The following is a 19372-nucleotide window of genomic DNA, read 5'->3' on the forward strand; positions in this document are numbered from 1 at the left end:
CCAACGCTAAAAATCCGTCAGCAGCCGGCTCCAGGTCTCCGAGGCGAGGCCGCCGATATAGATGTCGTTGCGCTCTGCCGCTTCCTTGAGGTCCGCATGGCGGGTCACCATGCAGAAGTAGCCGCGGTGCCGGAATGACAGCCATCGCTGGCGCGAGATAGCGTTCATCAGGAACGGCTGAGCCATGCCGACCGCCACGGCATAGCCTTCCGCATCGAGCTGCGCGAACATCGCCGCGGCGACGTCGCGTTCACGCCCCTCCTCGCAGACGAGATTGAGCACCGTGGCCGCGGCATCTTGCTTGCCGAAGAAAAGAAAGGCGCCGATCGTGCGACCGTCCGGCAGAACGACTTTCCTGCACTGGAGCGTCCCGAGGCTCCGGTTCATCGAAGCGACGCGCACGAGCCAGTCGAATTCGGCTGGCGACCAGGCCGGGCGGATCGCAAAGCGTTCCAGCATCGGGCTCGCGCATTGGAGGAACTCCTCGACGCCCGCGGCCTCGCTACTGCATTCGCCCTCGGCCTTCGGCCGCATGGAGGGCCGCAACCGGCGCAGTGCACGGTCAATCGGCCTGAGGACGCCGACGAGAACAGGAGAGCGCGCGATTGGGAAGTGACGGCCCGCAAGGATCGCCGCCGCGGTCAACGGCAGAAACGAGCGCTGCCATTCGAGGCTCTGGATCGGCAGGACGATGCCGCCTCCGGCAACCCAATGGTCGGCGCTGACCGGCGACGCATTGTCGGAGAAGCACATGTCCTGGCGAGCCGCCCGCATGGTGCGCGCAAGACGCGCCGCTCCAACGGCCCCGGCTTTGCCATCGGCCATGAAGGCACAGAGAAGGCGGGCCATGGTCGGGCGGCCATTGACCATGAACGCCATCGGCACCGAGAGTATGGCGCTGTCTATGCCAGTAGCACCGCTCTCGTGCACGACGCTGCCGAGTTCCGGAGAATAGTGAGGGCTGCCGAAGAAGACGGTCTCGAGATACCGTCCGAGGTCATCGTCGGATGCCTGATCGTGCCTTCGGAAAATCCTGTTGAAAAGCCGTCCGACCGCCGCAACGTCGTCGCGCGCCATGGGCCGCGTACCGCGGCGCTGCCCTGCATCGGCCGGCACGCTCTCGGATACGCGTAGTTCATTCGCCTCCATCGTCATATGGCGCCCGCTCCAAGAGTGAGCGCAGCCTGGCGGCGGTCGCGCCGCACGAAGTGCAGGAACACGCTCCAGGAGGCGACGACCATCGCGATTTCGATTGCGTAGAAGGACAGGAAAGTTCCCATCGGCGGGGCGTACCAGCTTGCCCATGCGGCAAGGCCGGCACCGGCGATGCTGCCGAGCCCCATGACGGTCGCGCGGGCGGCGTGTGCGCCGGAGGCACCGAGCGCCTCGACCGCGACGGACCACATCGCGAGCGGCACCACGACCCAGCAGAGGCTTCTGACGAAGCCGACCAGCGAGAGATAGTCCTTGCCGAAGAGGTAGGGCAGGACCGGCGCCAGAACGAAAACGGTGACGGCCGCAGCCAGGCCGATGACGATTGCGGCAGCGAGCACCCGGCGCACCCGATGGAGGGCGTGGTGAAGCCCCGCCGCCGTCGCCCTCGCCGAACCCGGGTAGATAAGCCGGTTGAGCGCTTCCACCGAAAGATAGCTGCTCTCCAGCATGCGGCGAGCGACACTGTAGCTTGCGACGACCTCGGCGGTGGTGACGAGGCTCAGGACAAGCAGGTCGGCGTTCTGGCGCAGCGCACGCAGGATGAAGGGAATGCTGAAGTAAAGGCCTTGCGGGAGTTCCTCCCGCACGATGCGGTAGCGGGGCGCACCGAGTCCCCGGATTGCCCGCATACAAAAGAGCGCCACGAGGACATGGCACAGAAACTGCCACACCGCCCAGGATGCGACGCTGGTGACGCCGAAGGCGATGCAGGCAAGTGCCGCCGCAACCGTGCGCGCCGCCGCAAAACCGACGACGACCTTGTTGGCGGAGGCAAAATCCGTGTGAGCGATAAAGATCTGCTCGGTGAGCACGATGACCCGGACCAGCAGGATATTGGTGACGAGCATCAGCGTGATCACGGCGACGTTCGTCACGGGGTCCGGCGAAAGGGTGAAGAAGAACGGCAGGACCACCGCTCCCAACAGGACCAGGGCTGCCCCGCTCGCCACCGTCAGGATGACATTGTGTCCGAGCATCTGCGGGTAGATCGCGCGGTCGCGCGCGACCCGACGCACCAGGCATTCCATCGCCCCGAGCCCGCAGAGATGGACGGCTATATTGGCGACCGCAGTAATTGCGACGAACACGCTGAACTCGTGGACGCCGAGCCAGCGGGCAAGGATGGCAAAGGTAAGGAGTTGCGCCGCAGAACCGAGAACCAGACTGCCGCCGGAGGCGAGATAGGACATGACCATCGGCAGGAATGGTCTATCACCGCGCTGTTCCGTTACACCTTCCGAGACCATCCGTTCTGCCTTGACAAATCGACTTAAAGGCCGGCACCGGGCTGCGAAACGCACCCCTCGCCGATTGAGGCGCACACTAGCGAGGATAAGTGATTGGCCGGTTAACATAAGCTTTGTGGCGCCATGTGTTGTCGGACGCCCTGCATTTCAGCTTCCGTTTACCTGCACGCGCTAGTGTGCGCCGGACCGACACCCCATCCGATAACCGAAGGAGCCTTCGTGCTGCAGGGCGACAATCATCTTGACGGCCGGACCGAGGGTCGCGCGCCACGGCTCGTACGATTCATGGGCGTCGACCTCGAACTGGCGCCGGACGTGCTCGTGCCGAGGGAGGAGACGGAACTCCTCGGGCGGAACGCCGCAGCGATCCTGAGCGAGCGCGCCGGACCGGCGACCGTGATCGACATGTGCTGCGGATCCGGGAATCTCGCTCTGGGGATCGCCGCGGAGGTGCCGCTCGCGCGTGTCTGGGCTGCAGACCTAACCGACAGCACGGTCGCGCTTGCGCGGCGCAATGTCGAGCGACTCTCGCTTGGAGAGCGCGTCGTCATCCGCCAGGGCGACCTGTTCGCGGCCCTCGCGGGAGAGGACCTCGCGGGCGCCGTCGACATGATCGTCTGCAACCCCCCCTATATCTCGACATCCCGCCTGGAAGGCGACAGCGCGCATCTTCTCGCAAGCGAGCCGCGGGAGGCGTTCGACGGCGGGCCCTACGGCATATCCATCCATCAGCGGCTGATCCGCGAAGCCGCCGCCTTCCTCAAGCCGGGCGGCTGGCTTCTCTTCGAGTTCGGAGAGGGACAGGATCGCCAGGCCACGGCGCTTCTCGCCCGAACGAAGGCCTATGAGGCAGTGACATTCGCCGAGGACTCGGCCGGAAAGCCGCGAGTCGCACTGGCGCGCAGGCTGGGCGGTGCAGCGGCAGCCGCCGCGGCTGACGGGGCGGACAGATGAGCGACATCCGTTCGCTCGCGGCCGAGGATATTCCGGCTGTCGCGCGGCTCTTCCAGAAGGTCTTCCGCAACAGCGCGGAGGAGCCGCCGCCTGCGTTCATCGAATATCTTCGGCAACTCTATATCGATGCCCCGGGCAACGACCCGGAAATCCGCCCGCTCGTGTATACCAACGATGGCGGCCGGATTTCCGGCTTCGTCGGAGCGAACACTCTGGCCATGACGTATCGCGGCAGGGCATTGCGCGCCGCCATCTGCGGCTCGCTGATGGTCGAAGGCCGCGAAAGCGATCCGATGGCCGGCGCGCGGCTGCTGAAAGCGTTCCTTGCAGGACCGCAGGACCTTTCCTTCAGCGAAACGGCGAGCGAAGTTTCGACGCAGATGTGGACGAAGCTGCGGGGAGTCGTGCTGCCGCAATACAGCCTCGACTGGATACGCGTCATCCGGCCGGCATCGTTCGGCGTCGATCTCGTCGCGAGCCGGTTCGGTCCCGCCCGCGCACTCCGGCCGCTGGCTCATGCATTCGATCGCCGCCATCGCGGAAAGTTGCGACGCGGCGAGCTGCGCTGGTCGGGCGTGCCCGAGGCCGCCACCCAAGGACCGCTGCAGGTCGCCGACATCGACCGGCATGGCTTCGCCGAGCTCTTCGCCCCCTTGACCAGGCAGTTTGCCGTGCAGCCGGCCTGGACCGAGGGCCAGCTAGACCATATCCTCGAAGACGCGGAGAAGAAGCCGGAATTCGGCGAGCCGGTGCTTGCGGCCGTCAGAACGCGAAGTGGTGCGCCCGTCGGAGCGTTTTTCTACCACCTGCAGCCCGGCGGAACTGCCAGGGTTCTCCAGGTCCTCGCCCAGCCGGGACAGGCCGGGCCGATCCTCGACTGCCTGATAGAGCACGCGGCCGCGCGCGGAGCCGCTGCGGTTCGCGGTCGAACCCAGCCGGCGCTGCTTGAGGCCATGATGGGCCGCCGTATCGGCTTCGTCCATGCCGCCTCGACCGTCGTCCACTCCCGCGAGGAGGAACTCGTCGACGCTTTCCGTCACGCACGAGGGTTCATCAACGGGCTGGCGGGGGAACACTGGAGCCGGCTGATCGGCGGGACGTTTAACCGGATCTAAAGCACTTCCAAGAAGGCGCAGAGTGGTCTTGCGTCCGGGAATGCGCCGTTCGAAGTGCTCTAAATCACGATGATTTCAGGCCGGGTCGGCCTAAAATCATCAAACAACCGCGGCGGGTATGCCGGATCTGAACAGCCCTAGACCTGAAGCTGCTCGGCGAGAGGCTTTTGATAGACGACGATCGGGGCGTGATAGGGTACACGCTTGTAAAGATCGATGACGTCCTGGTTCACCAGCCGAACGCACCCTGACGAAACTGCCTTGCCGATCGATTTCCATTCCGGCGTGCCGTGCAGACGGTACAGCGTGTCCTGCCCGTTCTGGAAGATGTAGAGCGCACGGGCACCCAAGGGATTGTCAATGCCGGGGGCCATGCCGCCATTTTCGACGGAGTATTTTTCGAGTTCCGGCCGGCGGGCGATCATATCGGCCGGAGGCTTCCACCGGGGCCAGGGCTGGCGCCAGTGTATGATCCCTTCGCCCTGCCAGGCGAAGCCCTCGCGCCCAATTCCGACGCCGTAGCGCATCGCCGTTCCGCCGGGCTCGATGAGGTAGAGGAACCGCCCGGGCGTGTCTACGACGACCGTCCCCGCCGGTTCGCCGGTGGGGTCCTGCACCCGCTGGCGCAAATATTTCGGATCCATCTCCCTATAGGGAACTGCCGGAATGAAATGCCCGCCGTCTTCGACGGCAGCATATCTGGCTTCCAGTTCGGCATCGCTCGCCAGCCCGATCGGGCGGCTCACCAGACGCGGCACGGGGGCGCGCTGCGCTTGCGGCGCAGAGGTCGAGCACCCCGCGACGGCTGCCGTTGCGGAAATCGCTCCCAGAAGAAGCGTGCGTCGTCGTAATTGAATTTTGCTAAACATCTCAAGCAGGTACGAAGAGAGAAAAGGGGGTCGCGTGTAGACGTGTAGCCGACTCGCCTGGATTGCCAAACTCACGGCCAATCACATGTTCGATATCTGCAAGCATCGCGCGGAGGGTCGTCGGAGATTTAGAAGTGACGAAGTCGGCAGCCTGCCAGCCGGAGGGGTGAGGTGTGTGCGGTTTTGCGCCCGCATTCCGCTCTATTCCTGGATTTGATCACGTTTATGCTTCTAGCCGACCCGACCTGAAAGCATCGTGCCTAGGAATGCAGCTGCCGCGATCCCGCAGATCTGCGTATGGCGGCCGGCAGCGGCGCGGGCTGGCCGCAATAGACCGGGTACAGCGTCGGCTCGGACAGAAGGAAGCCCTGCACATGCGTTGCGCCGGCCTTTTTGACGGCTTCGAGCTGTCCGTAGGTCTCGATGCCGTCGACGACCACCGTCGGCGCAACGCAGGAAGCGAGCCCCACCAAATGATGGAGGAACCCCTTGCCCCCGCCCTGGCCGCGGCCGATGAAGAATGCGTCCAGTTTCACGATGTCGACGGGAATGGACAACAGCGATTCCGGCGTCGAGTGACCCGTCCCGAAACTGTCCAGGGCGATTCTGTAGCCCACTTCGCGCGCGCCTTCGATGAACTCCGCCGCCATCGGCAGGGTGGCCAGCGGCAGGCACTCCGTTATCTCGAGAACCAGGCGCGAGGCCATTTCCCGATTTCGCGAAAGCAGATCGTAGAGTTCCGACCAAGTGTTCTCGTCGAGAATGTTCCCGGCCGAGATATCGCAACCCAACACGCCTGACGGATTGCAGTCGAGCCACTCGAATGCGAGACCGAGCATGTATCGATCGAATGACGCAACGCGTCCCGACGCTTCGAGAAAAGCCGTGAATTCCTCGCTCGTCCTGACCGCTCCGTCACGTTCTACGAGTCTGCCTAGGCATTCCGAATAGAGCACCTCGCCCGTATCGCCGACCGCATTGACCTGTTGCAGCGAGAAGCCTATCCGTCCCTCCCGCATCGCTTGGGTCACGGCGCCGACGACACGGTCGAATCTTCTCAGATGTTCCATCCGGCGACGCGCCTCGCTCGGTCAGTCTTCGATCACGACGTCCTCATCGGGCGTCGTGTCGAGAAGGTGCTCACGAATATCGTCTATCTTCCCGACGGACGATCCGACGCCAAGCGTTTCCTTGACGTCCTCAAGTGTCGCATCCGTCACTTCGCCGCCATTCGTGAAGCTTGCAATCGCCTCGCGCAGCGCTTCATCGCTGAGAGCCGGATCGGTCGGGATGACGTCCGAGCCGAACTCCGCCTCGAACTCTGCATAGGCGATCGCATAGGCGGAGATTGCCGCCATTCGCGGATCGTTCGAGTTCAGGTAGGCGTGATAGTTCCGGCCGAGCGAGCTCAGCTTTGCCGTTTCGGCCTGCGGATTCTTGGGCTTCGGCGTCGGGACAGCCGTTTCCGTCACCCTGGCCTTTACTACCTTACCGGACTTCCCGGACTTGCCGTGCGCCGCTTTTCCGGTCTTCCTGCCGTGCTTGAACAGGTCCTGGAGGAAGCGCGGCGTGCCCGCGCGCTCGCCGCCCGATCTGCCCGAATCGGATCGGGCCTTCGCGTGGCTTCCGCTATTGCCGTGGCTTCCGCTCTTACCGTGGCCGCCGCCATTGCCGTGGCCCCCGCCATTGCCGCCGCCATTGCCGTTGCCGCCGCCACCATTGCCGCCACCGTTGCCATTGCCGCCCTTGGCGAATGCGATGTCCGACATGCCGGGTGCAAGGCCCGCCAGGGGAGCGCCTGCGAGCGCCAGCGCAATAAGACCTCGTCCGACGAATTTGGAAATAGGCATGAGGGCCTCCTATCGAAAGTCGCGGCCGTTGTTGCTGCGGCCGATTTTCTGCTTCAATTGATTAAGCGATAGCGTGCAACTGGTGCGGGTTCCACCGCCGCCGGACCAATGCGCCGGTTGATTGGACTTAGGTCCGTGGGCTCGGTCGTCAAAAGTCCCAAGATGCGCTATGACCAAGGGGTAAGGGATGGCGCGCGTTGACCGGCCGGCCGGAAATGCTAATTTGGCGGTTGCAAAGAACGCAGCAGTGCCGGCGACGAATTGAGCGGGCCATCGTGAGATCTCTCGTGCACGTCGACGCCCTCATCAGACGGTGGAACTCTCAGCCGCTGGCGAAGCAGTTCCTCATTATCGGTGGCTCTGTAGCCGCCGCGGCGATGCTCGTCGTCGGCGCCTTCGTGACGAGCCTTATAGAGGACGCCGTGACGCGCAACTCCGCGGCCACCACGGCGCTCTATGTCGACAGCGTGATTGCGCCGCTTCTGCCCGACATGCAAACGACGCAGGTGCTCGACGATTCGGTGGCACGGGCGCTTGACGAAACGCTTGGGCAGGGCGCTTTGGGTGATCGGCTTGCTTCATTTCGCCTCTGGCGTGCCGACGGCACGGTTCTCTATTCGAGCGACAAGGCCATGGTCGGTCAGAAGTATGAGCTGGGTCCGGAGCTGACGGCGGCATTCGACGGCGGCATGGTCGCTCGTTTCATGCCTCTCGACGAGGCCGACGGCGAGACGGAGCGCCTTTCGAGCAGTCCTCTCCTGGAGATCTACAATCCCCTTCTCCAACCCTGGTCCGGCGAGGTGGTCGCCGTCTCGGAATTCCACGAGATTGCCGACGAATTCGAGCAGAGCCTCAATCGGGCGAGGCTTCACACGTGGCTCGCCGTTGCCGGCTTCACGCTCGCCTTCTTCATCGCCCTTTCGGCCATCGTCCTGCGCGGCAGCAGAACGATAGAGAAGCAGCGCCATGCGCTTGCGCAGCGCGTCGACGAGCTTTCGGCGCTGCTTGCGCAGAACGAGACACTGCGCGGGCGCCTGCGCCAGGCCTCCCAGCGAGCGACCGCGCTGAACGAGACCCTGCTGCGGCGGATCGGCGCCGATCTGCATGACGGGCCGGCGCAACTCGTGGCCTATGCTTCGCTGCGACTGGACAGCAACAAGCTTGTCAGCCCCAAGACGCCCGCCGAACTGCGCGAGCGTGAGATCGCCGCCATCAAGGGCAGCCTCGACGAGGCGATGAACGAGATCAGAACGCTGTGCAGCGGGCTGGTCCTGCCGCAGATAGAGACCGCCGGCCTGAGGAAAATTCTGGAGCGCTGCGTCCACGCCCATGAACAACGAACGGGAACCACCGTGGAGTTGTCGATGACCGACCCGCCCGAGCGCCTTTCGGCATCGGCGAAGATCTGCATATACCGTTTCGTGCAGGAAGCGCTTAACAATGCCTACCGGCACGGCGGCGGCATCGCGCAGCGCGTGACGCAGAGCACGAAGGGTGACAAGGTTACCGTCGAGGTTGCAGACGGCGGGCCGGGGTTCGACCCCAAAGACGTACGGCCGACGAGCCTCGGCCTCGCGGGCCTTGAAGGCCGGGTCGAGAGCCTCGGCGGAACATTCGAGATCAACCCCAACGCGCCCGGCACGATTGTCCGGATGTCGATCGGTTTTGAGGAAACGGAGCAGGCATGATGACGGGAATTCGAGTAGCCGTGGTCGATGACCACCCCTTGTTCAGGGAGGGTGTGACACGGAGCCTGTCGGAGATCGACGGGTTCGAGGTCGTTGCCGAAGGCGGGTCGCGGGACGAGGCGATCGCGATCGCGCAAAATTTCAACCCTGATGTGATGCTGCTCGACATCTCCATGCCGGGCGGCGGGCTGAACGCCATTCCGGCAATCCTGAGCGTCGCGCCCTCACAAAAGATCGTCATGCTGACCGTTTCCGAGGCGAATGACGACGTCGCTGCAGCTCTCAAGGAAGGCGCGAAAGGTTACCTTCTCAAGGGGATCGGTGCGAGGGCGCTGGCGGACGTCATTCGCACTGTCGCCTCAGGCGAGAGCTATGTCGCCCCCACCCTTTCCGCCAAGCTGCTGACGGGCCAGCTGGCCAATCCCGCACCGGCCAAATCCAACCTCGTTGCCGAGCTGACGCGGCGCGAACAGGAGGTCCTGCACCTCGTCGCATCGGGAATGAGCAACAAGCAGATTGCCCGGAAGCTCGATCTGCACGAGAAAACGGTGAAACATCACATGACGCAGATCATGGCGAAGCTTGACGTCGCCAACCGGACGGAGGCCGCCATGGTACTGCGCGACGCGCTCGACTGGCGTCCTGTCAGTCAATGAAGGACAGAAGCCGTTTCCGGTCGGCCGACGTTGCACGCCGGTTGACAATAGTGCGCCCGCGCGAATCCTTCATGATATAACGGGCGCCTTCGATCACCTCGCTGATGCCGTCCCGGTGACGTACGCGCAAGACGGAGCCGCCCCCTTCCACGGACGTCGTTGCTTTTCCGCTTGCCCGGCCGGAATTCGAATTGCCGCCGCCCTTACCGTTTCCGCCGCCGCCCCCGTTTCCACCGCCGTTGCCACCGCCTCTTCCGCCGCCGTTGCCACCGCCTCGTCCGCCGCCGCCACCGCCGCCACCGCCGCGCCCGCCGCCGCTACCACCTCCCTTGGCGAGAGCGGATTGCGGTTCCAGTTCGATGCCTGAGCCCGACAGCGCGATTTTGTAAGGCGATACGGCGATGGGAAGGCCGACCGAAACCCAGCACAGTGCTGCAAGAAAGTTTCGACGCGTGACCATCACGCTCCTCCTGAAGAGTTTTACCGGGATGCGCCTGATCGCGGTCTCGCGAATGCCTTGACGCTATCACCGATCGTCGGCGTCGCCGCCGACCCGACAACAGTCCACCGGGAAAGCCCGACACTCGCTTTCGCCGGCTGTTGCGCCATCTTTGGTCACGGCCTGACCGGTGCGTCAACTGCAATCGGGGTGTCTCAGACGTTTCGCTTTCGCCGGTCGGACGATCGTCCGATGTGATTCGGACGAAAGTCCGACGACGGGGCGCGGTGGCCAGGCGAAAGCCGTACTGCAGCCTCCCGAACGAGAGGCTGCAGGAAGGGATATCCATCCGGTTGCCATTCGCGCAACCTGGCCGGACCATGGTGCCGCTGCGGCCGGCTCAGGCCGCCCGCACGCCCGCCTTCATCGGTATCTCGATGTCGACTTCGAGCGTGGTGACGTGCTCGCCGCGTTCCATCGTGACGTTAACCTTGTCGCGGTCGACCTGGACATGCTTGGCGATGACCGCGAGAATTTCTTCCCGGAGCACCGCAACGAGGTCCGACTGGCCGACCGACGCCCGCTCATGTGCCAGCAGCACCTGCAGGCGCTCGCGCGCCGTCGGCGCCGAGGTCTGCTTGCTGAAGAAACGGAAAATGCTCATGCTGCCCTCCGTCCGAATATCTTGCCCAGGAAGCCGCGCTTCTCGCCGGGAATGGTCATCGGCACCGTTTCCCCCGCAAGGCGGCGCGCGGCATCCAGATAGGCGCGTGCCGGAGCGCTGCTGCTGTCGGCGAGCGTCACCGGGGCACCGAGGTTGGAAGCCTTGAGAACGTCCATGCTTTCGGGAACGATTCCGATGAGCGGGATCGACAGGATCTCGAGAACGTCATCGACCTTGAGCATGTCGCCCCGCTCGGCGCGGACGGCGTCGTAGCGCGTCAGCAGCAGGTGCTTCTCGACCCGCTCTCCGCGCTCTGCCCTTTCGGTCTTGGCATCGAGCAGGCCGATGATGCGATCGGAGTCGCGGACCGATGAGACTTCCGGATTGGTGACGATGACGGCGAGGTCGGCGTGGCGCATCGCGAGCGTCGCGCCGCGCTCAATCCCGGCCGGGCTGTCGCAAATGATCCAGTCGAAGTGTTTCTTGAGCTCTTCCATCACCCGCTCGACGCCCTCGGGGGTCAGGCTGTCCTTGTCGCGGGTCTGCGATGCCGGCAGCAGGAAGAGGGTGTCGAGCCGTTTGTCGCGGATCAGCGCCTGCGGCAGCTTCGCGTCGCCCTGGATCACGTTGACGAGGTCGTAGACGACCCGGCGCTCGGCGCCCATGACGAGGTCGAGATTGCGCAGCCCGACGTCAAAATCGACGACGACCGTTTTCTCGTTGCGCTGCGCCAGCGCCGCACCCAGTGCGGCGGTTGACGTCGTCTTGCCGACGCCGCCCTTTCCAGATGTAACTACAACTACTTTCGCCATCTTCCCGCTCCTGTTGTCAGAGCGGGAGGAAAACTGTGAGCGGTTTCCGCCCGCATCCCCGCTCTAATTCTATAAATCAGCCGGCGACCGGCTCAGTTCAGTCTTTCTGCCATGATCGAATCGCCTTCCAGCCACAGCTGGACCGACTGCCCGCGCAGATTGGGGGCCATATCCTCGGCCGTCTTGTAGACGCCGTCGATTGCCAGCAGTTCCGCTTCGAGCCGGCGGCAGAAGATGCGCGCAGACGCGTTTCCGACCGAGCCTGCCAGCGCCCGCCCTCGGAGCGTCCCGTAGATATGGACTGAACCTCCTGCGACGATCTCCGCGCCGGATGCGACGGAGCCGACCACCGTCACGTCCCCTTCCGGGAAGATGACCGACTGTCCGGACCGAACCGGTTCCCGGACGATGATCGATGCCGTCGCCCGAACCGGCTGAACGTCCTCCGACGTAATCGGCGCAGCGGCCTTTCCCTTGCCGGCCTTCGGCGGATCGGCCGGATCGGCCTCGGGCACTTCGAAATCGGGAGCCGGACGGCCGCCCTTCATGGCAGGCGGCATCCCCGGCTCGAAAAGCGAGGGACGTCCGCCTTCGATCCCCATGACCCTGACATTGCGCTGGCCGAGCTCGTCGAGCAGGCTCTTCAACTGTTTCCGGTCGATCTCGAGATCCGCCACATCGAGCACCACCGGGCGCCCCAGGAAGAAGCCCGCCGAACGCGAAGCGAGGTCATCGAGCCGGCCAAGCCACCAGTCGAGCGGCAGTTCCGGGGAAAGCACCAGCGCCAGGAAGGAGCGGCCCTTGATGCGGATCGAGCGAGCGTCTGTTAGCACTTTGGTCATCTTCGTTAATTTTTGGTTGCCAAGATGTAGGCGAGCCATGGTTAACAAACAGTTAACCGGGCCTCCTTCTTTGCCTGATCTTCGGTCCGTTTCGCCCCTGCACGACGTGAAGTTTCCGTCACGCGCGAGACCGTCTGTCCAAGATGAGACTCGACGGAACCGGCGACCAGTTCTAGGCAGCATGGTGACGAGGGGAGCTTGCACAGGGCTGACGAAGGCGGGATGCCCATGCGGGAAGAATTGACCGCTGCCCCGTAATCGGGGGGAGAGAGACCCTGCGAACCTCTCCCCCCGCACTTCTCAGGTTTGCCTCCAGATCAATCCGGATGCCTTGCCCTGGCCTGGATGAAGGCGTCTATGTCCCAGATGGGAAATTCCTCCTCCGCCTCCGGAAGGCCGATATCGCGGCGCATCCGATTCGACAGGTGAGAGATCTGGTTTTGCGCCTGATGGCGCCTCCATGCGGCCGACATCAGTGCCCGTGCGGTCTTCCAGACGCCGAATTTGCGGTAAAGCTCATCGGCCGCCGCCGCGAGGGGTTCGACAACTATTGCTTGTGGTTCACGCATGACTGTCCGTCCCGGCGCGGTGATGCAGCCAGGTCCTTTCGAGGATCAGAAGACGTGCGGATGCGGAACGAAACAATGCGAACAATTGTCCCGTCAGCCGGTCACGTCAGTTAAAAGGGAAGCGCCAAATGGCGGAGATGCGGGCTTGTGAGCCTCAGATCAGTAGCGGCTGAAGCCAGATGCGCGTCGCATCGAAGGCACGATAGCCGTTCCGCCACAGAGGCGCACAAACACGAGATTGGAATTCATCTTACGCCTCCTCTGATTTGAATTGCGGATGAGATGATCCTCGCACGAGACAGGCCGATCGGCAAGCACTCAATTTCGAATTGCAATCGGCGCTTCATCCCTGTTGCGGGAATACAACAGTCTTCCCATGAGAAGGCGCATCCGTGCGGCAAGGCACGTCGTTCAACTGCATCTATTATTGCTTGGCGAGACTCATGTTACGCTAACGGCGCATCTCCGGTTGAACGCATGGCGGCCGCTTATCTACTCGCCGTCGTGCAGTCGATCGAAGATGATCGTCAGCAGCGGAGAAAACACCATGAACCGCAACGTTATCATTGGCATTATCGTGCTCGCGATTATCATTCTCGCGGTCATATTCTTCATGCCAGGGACGGCTGAAACGCCCCCGGCGACCGAAACGACTCCCCCGGCGACGACGGAGCCCGCGCCCACAGAACCGGCACCGGCACCGACGACACCTGCACCTTCTCAATAAAGCCGGCCGATCGCACGCCCCGTTTAAGGACGGGGCGTGCGATCGGATTCTTACTCGATCTCCTCGACCGGCTGCACCAGCTGCGGCCCGAGATGCAGGTAGCGCGTGGCCTTGCGCTTGGCGGCAATATCCGCCCAGACGCGCTCGACCTGAGCCGCGTCTAGATTTGCCGCGCGTCCGACCTTGTCGGCGCTGAGCCCGTTGTTGAGGCCGAAGAGGCACAGATCCATTCGGTCATAAGGCAGCGAGAAATAGAACTCTTCCTGCGTCTGCTCGAGCGAATAGGTGTCGGTGGTCGGCGGCCGGCGCCGGATTTCCTCGGGAACGCCGAGATAACCGGCAAGCGCATAGACCTGCGACTTGTAAAGATGGGCGATCGGCTTGACGTCCGCCGCGCCATCGCCGTTCTTGACGAAGAAGCCCTGATCGTATTCCAGCCTGTTCGGCGTGCCGAGCACGGCAAAGTTCAGCCGGTCGGCATGGTAGTATTCGATCTGCTTGCGGGTGCGCTGCTTCATGTTCGTCGCGGCGACGATGCCGAGATAGACGGAAGGCGGCATGCGCAGCTTCGTCTGCTTCCCCTCGGGGTCCTGCACCACGAGCGAGGAAATGTTGTAGCCGTCGCCTTCGAGCGCATTGGCGATGACGATCTTCGACGCCCAGCCCGGCCCGTAATCGGGGACGAGTTCGCGAATGAAGGCGTCACGCCGCCGATAGCAGCCCATGGCGTCGAGCGTCGGTCCGATGTCCTCGACCACCGCCTCTACACCGAACGTCTCGGCGACCAGCCGGCCGAGGTGCAGGCTTTCCGGATCGGAATCCTTTTCCGGCATGAAGAGACAGAAGACGTTCTTCGCACCGACGGCGCGCACTGCCAGTGCGACCGAGACGCTCGAATCGATGCCGCCGGAAAGGCCGAGGACGAGGCCGCGTTTGCGCAGGCTGCGCAGCTGGGCCCGCAATCCGGCGGATATACGCTCGGCTTCCGCAGCTTCGTCGATTTTCAACGTGTCGGCCGAGAAGACGAGCCTGTTCTGGTCCGGTCGGATATTCATTCTGCGGGCTCCAATGTTTCGGCCGCAAGCCGGCGGCTGACTTTTCCTGTATCCGTCTTCGGCAATTCGGTGCGGAATTCGACGATCTTCGGCACCATGAAATCTTCGAGATGGCGGCTGCAATGACGGATGATTTCCTTCTCCGTCAGCGTCGGGTCCGACAACACGACGAGAGCGCCGATCGCGGCCCCAAGCACCGGATCGGGAACACCGATGACCACGGCCTCGGCAATTCCGGGATGCGCATGCAGCACGGTCTCGACCTCCTTGGGCGCCACCTTTTCGCCGCGCGTCTTGATGATGTCGTCCTTGCGGCCGACGAAATAGAGGAAACCCTCCTCGTCGGTACGGAACAGGTCACCGGTGTGAAGCACCTTTTCCCATGGATTAGGGCCGGGGCGGAGCATGCGCTCGGTCGCGGCGTCATTGCGCCAGTAGCCCTGCATCACATGCGGGCCGCGAATGACCAGTTCGCCAGGTACACCGGGCGGTACCCGGTTTCCCTCGTCATCGACCACGAAGGCTTCGGTGTTCGGTATCGCGATCCCGACGGAACCCGGCCGCCGGTCGAGCTCTTCCGGCGGCAGATAGGTGCAGCGCTTGCATTCCGTCAGTCCGTACATGGAATAGAGCCGGGCGCCCGGGAAAAGCTCTCTCAGGCGGGCGATATGCGCCGGCGGCAGTGCTGCCGCGGTGTTGGAGAGAAAACGAAGGCTCGGCAGGAAGCCGGGTTCGAGGTCACGCATCTGCAGGATCATTGCCGCCATGGTCGGCACCAGCGGGAAGCCGGTAACCCCTTCGGTCCGGATACGGTCGAAGATCGCCTGGGGGAAGGCGAATGACTTTTCGAGTACGAGCGTCGCGCCGAGCCGGATCGCCATCAGCAGCTGATAGAGCCCGTAGTCGAAGGCGAGCGGCAGCACGTTCAGGATGATGTCGTCAGGCGTGTTCTGGAGATAGGAGGTGATCGACTCCGAAGCCGCATCGATATTGCGATGCGTCATCATCACGCCCTTGGGACGGCCCGTCGAGCCCGAGGTATAGATCAGCATGCCGAGGTCGACGTCGATGCCGCCGTGGCGGACGGGCGCAGGCGCAACCGTCAGGCATTCCTCAAAGGAAGCGGCACCGTCCGGTATGCGGCCCCCCGGACCCGCGGTCGAAGCGACGAATGGCGCATGGCCCCGAGCAAGCGCCAGCGCCTCGGCAACGACCGGCATGAGCTTGGCCTGCGTCAGGATAGCCGCCGCCTCGCAATCGGCGACGATATAGGCAAGCTTGTCCGCCTTGGTCGAAGCATTGATCGGGCTGAAGGTCGCACCGACCTTGAGGATCGCGAAGATCGCGACGGCCGCCTCCCAGCAATTGTCCATGAAGACCAGAACCCGGTCGTTCCGCTTCACGCCGCTTTCGGCAAGAGCGGCGGCGAGGCGGCTCGAAAGATCGTCGAGTTCGGCATAGCCTAGCCGCCGGCGATCGGTGACCAGCGCCGTCTTTGCCCCGTTTGCCGCGGCGTTCCTGATGAGGAATTGCTCGAACCGCATGATGGTGATGCCCCCGCCCTTCGCCGCTTACGCCGAGACCGGCACGGCGGCTTTCGCTTCGATGAACGCCGAAATCCGCGCGAGCGAGTCGAGATTTTGCGGGACGATGTCGGCATCGGCCATCACGATCCCGAAATCGTCTTCGATGAAGGCCACCAGTTCCAGAACGCCGGTCGAATCGATGATGTCGTTCTCGATCAGCGAAGCGTCGTCGGCGAGTTCGTATGCGCTGTCGCCGAAGAGAAAGTTCTCGATGACGAATGCCTTGACCTTGTCCTTAATCGCTTGGGTCATTCCACTATCCTTTTCTCCAAGGGTTTTTACGCGGCCTCAGCCTTGCGAAGGCTGGTGCCGGTGAATGTCTGCAGCCAGAGTTGCGTCGAGAGGACGCCGACGAAGGCCGCATTGTCGCGGAAACCGGAGGCCGGGCGCGACTGGCATTTCTGGTAGAGTTTCGTTACCGCTTTGGCGTTGAAGAGCCCACCGGCGGCGACCGCGTCCTCGCTCATGGCCGACCGCACGTAATCGAGTTCGCCCGTGCCGCTGAAGGAGTGGCTGTCCGGAGCGCGATAGGGCTGCTTCGTCCGCCGGCCGATCGCCGGCGGCAGCAGATCTTTCGTCGCTTCGCGCAGGATATGCTTCTCGACGAGCCCTCTGAGTTTCATGTCCGGCGGCAGCTTTGCGGCGAATTCGACGAGGCGGTGGTCGAGGAACGGGAAACGGCCCTCGATCCCATGTGCCATCGCCATGCGGTCGCCCTGGCTCGAGAGAATATATCCGGGCAGCAGGAAGCGACTTTCGAGATACTGGACCTGATGCAGCGGATGCCAGCGGCCGAAGGCGGCGGGGAGCCGACTGACCAATTCTTCCGCCGCATCATAACCCTTGAGTTCGGCGCGCAGGTCCGAGGAGAAGAACATCTTGGTTGCCGCCGTGCCTTTGAGGCGTGGTCGATGCGAAAAGAGCGGGTCGTCGAGGGCAACGTCGCCGGCGCCGAAAAAGGCGGCGAGATATTCGGCCGACTGCTGCTGCAAACCGGGCAGATAGGGGTAGAGCTTGCGGAAGAGGTGCGGCCTGAGGCGCGAGCCGGGCTGCCGGCCGCAGAAGCGGCGAACGCGCGCTTCCTTGAAGATGTCATAACCGGCGAACACCTCGTCGGCGCCCTCGCCCGTCAGCACAACTTTCAGACCCGCTTCCCGCACCAGGCCGGACAATTTGTAGAGCGGTGCGGGCGCCGTGCGGATGATCGGCTTCTCCGTAAAGCGGATGACATCGGGAAAGTCCCTGGCGATGTCGCCGGCGCGGCATGCGACAGCCCTGTGCTCGGTTCCGAGTGCCGCTGCCATCTCCTCCTGGAATGCGCTTTCGTCATGCTCCGCGCTGTCGAAGGTGACGGAGAAGGTGCGCAAGCCTTGGGACGTCATCCCAGCCGCCAACGCCGAGATTATGGACGAATCGAGGCCGCCGGAAAGATAGGCGCCGACGGGCACATCGGCCCGCATGCGGATCCGCGTCGCGTCCGTCAGGAGCGCGCGCAGTTCGTCCGCAGCGCGGCTTTCCTCCGCGTAGGCAGAGCGCTCGTCGCGGTCCGGATAATCGAGCTGCCAATAGGGCCGTGTCGTGATGCCGTTCTGATCGGCGATCATCAGATGCCCGGGCTCGAGCTCGTGGATGTTACGGAAGGGTGTGCGCGGCGCGATCGGCGCCCACAGGGTGAATATCTGGTCGAGCGCGATCGGGTCGATCTCCGCGGAGACCCCCGGAACTTCGAGGAGCGCCTTGACCTCGGATGCGAAATAGAGCGTGCCGCCTTTCAACGTGTGGAACAGTGGACGCACACCCATGCGGTCGCGCGCGAGCACCATCCGGCGTAGGCGTGCGTCCCAGATCGCAAAGGCGAAGTCGCCGTTGAGGACGGAAAGACAATCCGCGCCCATCTCTTCGTAAAGATGGAGGATCACCTCCGTATCGCTGGAGGTGCGGAAACGGCGGCCCCTGGCGCGCAGGTCATCGCGCAACTCCACATAGTTGAAGATTTCGCCATTGAAGGCGATCGTCAGCTCGCCGCTCGGATCGGACATCGGCTGCTGGCCGTCCCCAAGCCCCACAATCGACAGCCGAACATGACCGAGGCCCGCACCCGGCACGGTGAAGATCCCACGCTCATCCGGCCCGCGGTGGCCGATCGCGGCCGTCATCCTCTCGAGAAGGGGCTTACCGTCCCGTATTGAACCAAGATACCCGCCGAATCCGCACATGCCTATTCGCTCTCACGCCCGCAATGACACCCTAAATATAGACTGAATACCGGCAAGAATAGTTAATCAGCGGGGCTTTTTTCAATAATGGTAAATTGTCTTCTTGGCCTCAATAATAATCACCGCATCCCTTCCCGCATAATATTCACATTTACTTTGATACGTTTTTATGCTTATTTTACTAAAATGGGATGCATCAACAAATCATCCAATCTTAACGGATGGATAACGGGACCGCGCGCCGCCCAGGTTCTTTCACATTGCAGGCCTCAAGGCGTGGAACCGCGCAGTTTCCATTTTGTTAAGAAAAAGCGTCCAATCTTAACGTTTGAGCTGCACATCTCGGAGCACATGATGAGCTACGATTGGACCGGCGAGCGGACACGTCGGATGAAGATGATGAGATATGCGATCGCCATTGCCCTCGCCCTTGGGCTTATCGCCGGCGCGGCATCCTGGACGTTGCAGACCATCTAGGCCTGTTGAGATCCATTTCGAGTTTATGACGGCTGATGCGAGATGGATATTCGCGTTGACGCTCGGGTCGGCTTTGTCGGCACGCATGGCGATACGCTTGAATTCCTTGAGTACCGACCGCGCGCCACTTCAGCCCAAGGACTTGGTCTGGCTGGATTCCTGTGACAAGCACAGGAATGAGGGACCGGGGATGTGCGACTGCTACAGCTTTCACTTGCGAATATGCGGGGGATGATCAACCTGTGACGCAATGAAACCCGCCGAGAGACCGCACCCTCTCCGACCTCATCCCTTATGTGGACGGCTCCCCCTTGCAAGTGTTTTTTGCAGATTTTTTGATCGGATCGCTTGCTTCCATATGTTCGGCCTTTCGGTGTGGCCGCACAGGGCC

At 63.1% G+C, this 19372-nt stretch carries 20 protein-coding genes; 6 read left to right on the forward strand and 14 right to left on the reverse strand.

Annotation, left to right across the window (positions count from 1 at the left end; genetic code table 11):
- Positions 1 to 6: 6 nt before the first annotated feature.
- Both ACTJKL_RS12195 and ACTJKL_RS12200 read right to left on the reverse strand, forming a co-directional pair.
- Complete coding sequence (locus ACTJKL_RS12195; protein WP_440852967.1) at positions 7 to 1155, reverse strand: GNAT family N-acetyltransferase; 1149 nt, start codon at positions 1153 to 1155, stop codon at positions 7 to 9.
- Complete coding sequence (locus tag ACTJKL_RS12200) at positions 1152 to 2462, reverse strand: lipopolysaccharide biosynthesis protein (RefSeq protein ID WP_411923788.1); 1311 nt, start codon at positions 2460 to 2462, stop codon at positions 1152 to 1154. The genes ACTJKL_RS12195 and ACTJKL_RS12200 overlap by 4 nt, the downstream gene beginning before the upstream one ends.
- Positions 2463 to 2681: 219 nt before the next feature.
- On the opposite strand from ACTJKL_RS12200, the gene ACTJKL_RS12205 reads away from it, so the two are divergent.
- Together ACTJKL_RS12205 and ACTJKL_RS12210 are read left to right on the forward strand one after the other, a co-directional pair.
- Complete coding sequence (locus ACTJKL_RS12205) at positions 2682 to 3416, forward strand: N5-glutamine methyltransferase family protein (protein WP_411923789.1); 735 nt, start codon at positions 2682 to 2684, stop codon at positions 3414 to 3416.
- The gene (locus tag ACTJKL_RS12210) at positions 3413 to 4531 is read left to right on the forward strand and encodes a GNAT family protein (protein ID WP_411923790.1); all 1119 of its coding nucleotides are present in this window, start codon (positions 3413 to 3415) and stop codon (positions 4529 to 4531) included. The genes ACTJKL_RS12205 and ACTJKL_RS12210 overlap by 4 nt, the downstream gene beginning before the upstream one ends.
- 137 nt (positions 4532 to 4668) lie before the next feature.
- Here the strand turns inward: ACTJKL_RS12210 and ACTJKL_RS12215 are convergent, their stop codons facing one another.
- The 3 genes from ACTJKL_RS12215 to ACTJKL_RS12225 form a co-directional block, all read right to left on the reverse strand.
- Positions 4669 to 5400, reverse strand: coding sequence for a L,D-transpeptidase (locus tag ACTJKL_RS12215; protein WP_411923791.1), 732 nt, complete (start codon positions 5398 to 5400; stop codon positions 4669 to 4671).
- A gap of 260 nt (positions 5401 to 5660) precedes the next feature.
- Positions 5661 to 6470: an EAL domain-containing protein gene (locus ACTJKL_RS12220; protein ID WP_440852968.1), complete on the reverse strand. Its 810-nt coding sequence runs from the start codon at positions 6468 to 6470 to the stop codon at positions 5661 to 5663.
- A 21-nt stretch (positions 6471 to 6491) separates the two neighbouring features.
- Positions 6492 to 7250 (reverse strand): hypothetical protein, encoded by a 759-nt coding sequence (locus ACTJKL_RS12225; protein ID WP_411923793.1) that lies wholly within the window; start codon positions 7248 to 7250, stop codon positions 6492 to 6494.
- 275 nt (positions 7251 to 7525) lie between these two features.
- Here ACTJKL_RS12225 and ACTJKL_RS12230 point away from each other — a divergent pair, with 275 nt between their 5' ends.
- Both ACTJKL_RS12230 and ACTJKL_RS12235 read left to right on the forward strand, forming a co-directional pair.
- Positions 7526 to 8938: a sensor histidine kinase gene (locus tag ACTJKL_RS12230; RefSeq protein WP_379939076.1), complete on the forward strand. Its 1413-nt coding sequence runs from the start codon at positions 7526 to 7528 to the stop codon at positions 8936 to 8938.
- Entirely contained in the window at positions 8935 to 9594 is a 660-nt protein-coding gene (locus tag ACTJKL_RS12235; protein ID WP_102764556.1) for a response regulator, read from the forward strand. The genes ACTJKL_RS12230 and ACTJKL_RS12235 overlap by 4 nt, the downstream gene beginning before the upstream one ends.
- Here ACTJKL_RS12235 and ACTJKL_RS12240 read toward each other — a convergent pair.
- From ACTJKL_RS12240 to ACTJKL_RS12260, 5 genes are all read right to left on the reverse strand, one after another.
- Entirely contained in the window at positions 9584 to 10054 is a 471-nt protein-coding gene (locus ACTJKL_RS12240) for a hypothetical protein (RefSeq protein ID WP_411923794.1), read from the reverse strand. The genes ACTJKL_RS12235 and ACTJKL_RS12240 overlap by 11 nt on opposite strands.
- Before the next feature lie 379 nt (positions 10055 to 10433).
- Entirely contained in the window at positions 10434 to 10697 is a 264-nt protein-coding gene (gene minE / locus ACTJKL_RS12245) for a cell division topological specificity factor MinE (protein ID WP_003526351.1), read from the reverse strand.
- Positions 10694 to 11509: a septum site-determining protein MinD gene (minD, locus tag ACTJKL_RS12250; RefSeq protein ID WP_003526353.1), complete on the reverse strand. Its 816-nt coding sequence runs from the start codon at positions 11507 to 11509 to the stop codon at positions 10694 to 10696. The genes minE and minD overlap by 4 nt, the downstream gene beginning before the upstream one ends.
- Before the next feature lie 92 nt (positions 11510 to 11601).
- The gene (gene minC, locus ACTJKL_RS12255; RefSeq protein ID WP_324764599.1) at positions 11602 to 12351 is read right to left on the reverse strand and encodes a septum site-determining protein MinC; all 750 of its coding nucleotides are present in this window, start codon (positions 12349 to 12351) and stop codon (positions 11602 to 11604) included.
- Between the two features lie 317 nt (positions 12352 to 12668).
- A complete protein-coding gene (locus ACTJKL_RS12260) occupies positions 12669 to 12920 on the reverse strand; it encodes a YjiS-like domain-containing protein (protein ID WP_275599363.1) in 252 nt (83 codons plus the stop codon).
- A gap of 547 nt (positions 12921 to 13467) precedes the next feature.
- On the opposite strand from ACTJKL_RS12260, the gene ACTJKL_RS12265 reads away from it, so the two are divergent.
- Entirely contained in the window at positions 13468 to 13647 is a 180-nt protein-coding gene (locus ACTJKL_RS12265; protein WP_014527798.1) for a hypothetical protein, read from the forward strand.
- Between the two features lie 50 nt (positions 13648 to 13697).
- On the opposite strand, the gene nadE is transcribed toward ACTJKL_RS12265, so the two are convergent.
- From nadE to asnB, 4 genes are read right to left on the reverse strand one after another with little or no spacing between them, the layout of a single operon-like run.
- Positions 13698 to 14702 carry an NAD(+) synthase gene (nadE, locus tag ACTJKL_RS12270; RefSeq protein WP_440852969.1) on the reverse strand — a complete coding sequence of 335 codons (1005 nt, stop codon included), beginning with the start codon at positions 14700 to 14702 and terminating at the stop codon, positions 13698 to 13700.
- Complete coding sequence (locus ACTJKL_RS12275; RefSeq protein ID WP_411923797.1) at positions 14699 to 16246, reverse strand: class I adenylate-forming enzyme family protein; 1548 nt, start codon at positions 16244 to 16246, stop codon at positions 14699 to 14701. Before ACTJKL_RS12275 ends, nadE begins: the two co-directional genes overlap by 4 nt.
- A 27-nt stretch (positions 16247 to 16273) precedes the next feature.
- A complete protein-coding gene (locus tag ACTJKL_RS12280; protein WP_010976177.1) occupies positions 16274 to 16540 on the reverse strand; it encodes an acyl carrier protein in 267 nt (88 codons plus the stop codon).
- Positions 16541 to 16566: 26 nt separating this feature from the next.
- Positions 16567 to 18504 (reverse strand): asparagine synthase (glutamine-hydrolyzing), encoded by a 1938-nt coding sequence (gene asnB / locus ACTJKL_RS12285; protein WP_440852970.1) that lies wholly within the window; start codon positions 18502 to 18504, stop codon positions 16567 to 16569.
- Positions 18505 to 18858: 354 nt separating this feature from the next.
- Here asnB and ACTJKL_RS12290 point away from each other — a divergent pair, with 354 nt between their 5' ends.
- Positions 18859 to 18981 carry a hypothetical protein gene (locus ACTJKL_RS12290; protein ID WP_013850378.1) on the forward strand — a complete coding sequence of 41 codons (123 nt, stop codon included), beginning with the start codon at positions 18859 to 18861 and terminating at the stop codon, positions 18979 to 18981.
- Positions 18982 to 19372: the final 391 nt, after the last annotated feature.

Source organism: Sinorhizobium sp. 22678, assembly GCF_052044265.1.
In the GTDB taxonomy this organism is placed as follows: Bacteria; Pseudomonadota; Alphaproteobacteria; order Rhizobiales; family Rhizobiaceae; genus Sinorhizobium; species Sinorhizobium meliloti_A.